Consider the following 2,829-nt stretch of genomic DNA (forward strand, 5'->3'; position numbering starts at 1 on the left):
AAGAATCTGCGGAATCGCCGCCAGCGCACCGGCCACGCCACCTTCAATACCCGCCGCGCGTGCGCGCGCCCAAATCTGCCGTTCCTCGAAGCGCTGCGTCAGCGTGTCAACGATATTCTGACGGCGCTGGTTGATGTTGGCCAGTAGTCCGTTCTCGTCGAAGAACTTGCCGTTGACCGCAATATCCCTGATTTCGTCGACGAAGATGTCGATGGTCTCGACCACGATAAGGCCCACCACCTGCTGCGCCGCCATACGCGCGCTGGCGCTGGCTACCGTAAGACCGATTTCCTTCGCTGCTTCGATGCGAGCTTGATGCATACGCTCCTGAGCCTGCTCGTACTTCTTGAGCGCCTCGGCCTTGTTGACGGTGACGTGCCCGCCCTTCTCGTACTGGAAGTGGATGATATTCGGGTCGAACTCGTCCGGCGTGCCGTTCTTTTCGATGTACTGCATCAGGTCGCCGCTACTCTTGCCGGCGTTGAACGAACCGTTCGCGAACGTCAGGTTGTCCTCGGCGTTAATCACATCCACGAACTCGGCATCGTTCGTCGACAGCCGAATCAACACGTCCTCGTAGTACTCCATCTTCGACACGATGTGGTCGATTTCGGCGTCGGCCGGGTACAGGACTTCCCCGCTGTTGTAACCATTCTCGACAGGCTGGAGCGGCAGCGAATCCGAGCGCTCGTTTTGGAAGGCGGCGTAGTTCGGGTGGTTGTCGAGCGGCCGCTTTTTGTACTCATTGTAGGTCATTGACAGGTTGTCGTAACGCCCCTCGAGCTTGTTATCGAGGCCCTGCATGATGGGCGCCAGGCAGAACGCCGAGATGGCGCGATGAAGCGATTCGCGCTTGATGCGTTCGAAGATATCGTCCACGTCCTTGGCGCGGGCAGGCAACCGGCCGCGCAGGTCCGAAATCATCTGGGAGGTGGTCTTGTCGACCTCAAAGGTCGACCGGTAGTAGGCGCTGACCTTCTCGACACCCAGGTCCGTATACTCGTTGAACTTGTTGACGTAGGTGTCACCGCGCTTCAGCACTTCGTAGTCGATTTGGCTGAGCTTCTCGCCCGCCATGTCAGTCAGCCGGGCCGCATGCCCTTTGCCACTGGCGTAAAGGTCCGCTGCGCCGCTCGTGACTTTGTCGGTCAGGTCAGACAGCGCGGCCGGCATCTCGACCCGCTCAGCGGCTGCGACAACCTTGTTCTTGGCCTCTGCGAGCGAGTCCTTCAAGCCGCTGCCGAATGAGGAAAGCTTGCCCCCGAACAACCCCATAGTTTTGCCCCGTTTTTGGTCTTCCGTCGTTAACGGCAGATTGATTCGCGTCCTGAAGAGGGCTAATCACATTCGCGCAGCCTTCGAAGACCATGCCAAAGCATGAGTTGACGTATAGCGCGCTGCATGCCGCGTTCACTGGACGGCTTCTATGCGATGCGCATATAACAAGGCTGCATCGATACCATTGCATAAATGAAACTTAGATTTTGCTCTGCCTTGTAGGCATTGGGTCATCGCCTTGCCACCCGATGGGTCGGAGTTTGTTTCGCCTTCTCTATGCGACAATACGCACGGGATTTGGCAGTAAGAAAGGCCTGCAAACGTGGGAACGCCACCCGCGTTTCACGGGGGTACAAAAAGAGAAACAAGGCTAGTCGCCACTACCAAGGTCATGTCCAACACGCTTGTTTCCGTTATCAAGACGGCGCGTCCGCGCCGAGCCCTCTTTACGACATTCACGTTCAGTCTGTCCTGGTTCGAGGCCCTTGTCCTGCCGGCGCTGCGGCAGGGCAACTGCGAGCAAATTGACGTGCTAGTTGACGCACGGCAAGCTTGCAAGTCCACCGATGAAGCCGCCAGCCTCTACGCCGGTAGCGCGTACCGCGTCATCCCGGTGTACATGGAGAAGACCACAGTCTTTCACCCCAAGCTCGCCTATCTGGAAGGCTGGCAAGACCTTGACCATCTCGTGGTGGCCAGCGCCAATCTGACGATGTCCGGTCACGGGCGCAATCTGGAAGTCATCGACGCCCTGAGTTCCGATACGGAGCCTGCGGTAATTGGGGAATTTGGCGACTTCCTGCGGGACCTCACCACAAAATATGCCTTCTCCGCAGAGAGTCTCGAGGTACTTCAAGCCTACCGACGCCGGGCCGCCCGCCAGCTTTCCCGCGCCGGAACGGTCGACGATGCGACTCGCCGTGCTTGGCTCGTGCACACGCTCAGTACCCCCGCTGATGAACAGTTCCTAGACCATGCGGCGCGCGTTGACGATGCCAACCGACTGACGGTGCTTTCGCCCTTTCATTCGCCCAGCGGGGAGCCTGTGCAGAAGCTCGCCCGGGAAATCGGTGTCGAGTCCCTTCGTATCGGCTTAGAGACGGTTTCAAAAAGGTGCGTAGCTACTGTTAACTTTTCTCTCGACCTGTTAATCTGAGCCGTCGTGATAACCGGATCAGGGAGATGGGCAAGCCGATCATTGACGACGAGTTGTGGAAACTAATCGAGCCACTTCTGCCACCTGCCAAGCCCCGTCGGTTCAAGTACCCGGGTCGCAAGCCCGTGCCGAATCGTGCAGCGCTGACGGGCATTCTGTTCGTGCTGAAGACCGGCATTCGCTGGCGCGATCTTCCTGCGGAAATGGGATGTGGCTCGGGCGTGAGTTGCTGGCGTCGGCTGCGGGACTGGCAAGAGGCTGGCGTGTGGGACGCATTGCACGCGTTGCTGCTGACCAAACTACGCGCGGCAAACCAGATTGACTTCTCACGTGTGGTCGTCGACTCCTCGTCGATTCGAGCGGTTGGGGCGGGCGAAAAACTGGCCCGAACCCCA

General features: G+C 58.7%; 2 protein-coding genes and 1 pseudogene. 2 read left to right on the forward strand and 1 reads right to left on the reverse strand.

Annotation, left to right across the window (positions count from 1 at the left end):
* Positions 1-1,233 (reverse strand): hypothetical protein (locus tag AC3IFE_RS21130; protein ID WP_489191837.1); only part of this gene is annotated, 1,233 nt, incomplete at its 3' end.
* A gap of 436 nt (positions 1,234-1,669) precedes the next feature.
* Between AC3IFE_RS21130 and AC3IFE_RS21135 the strand changes: the two genes are divergently transcribed.
* A complete protein-coding gene (locus AC3IFE_RS21135) occupies positions 1,670-2,434 on the forward strand; it encodes a hypothetical protein (protein ID WP_489191838.1) in 765 nt (254 codons plus the stop codon).
* A gap of 26 nt (positions 2,435-2,460) precedes the next feature.
* Positions 2,461-2,829: pseudogene (locus AC3IFE_RS21140) on the forward strand (transposase); the annotation flags it as partial.

This window comes from Burkholderia sp. APQ4-4ca (genome assembly GCF_057837105.1).

What these genes read in the sequence shown, in the direction of transcription:
- AC3IFE_RS21135 (WP_489191838.1), top strand. Translation starts at nt 1,670, where the DNA reads ATGTCCAACACGCTTGTTTCCGTTATCAAGACGGCGCGTCCGCGCCGA.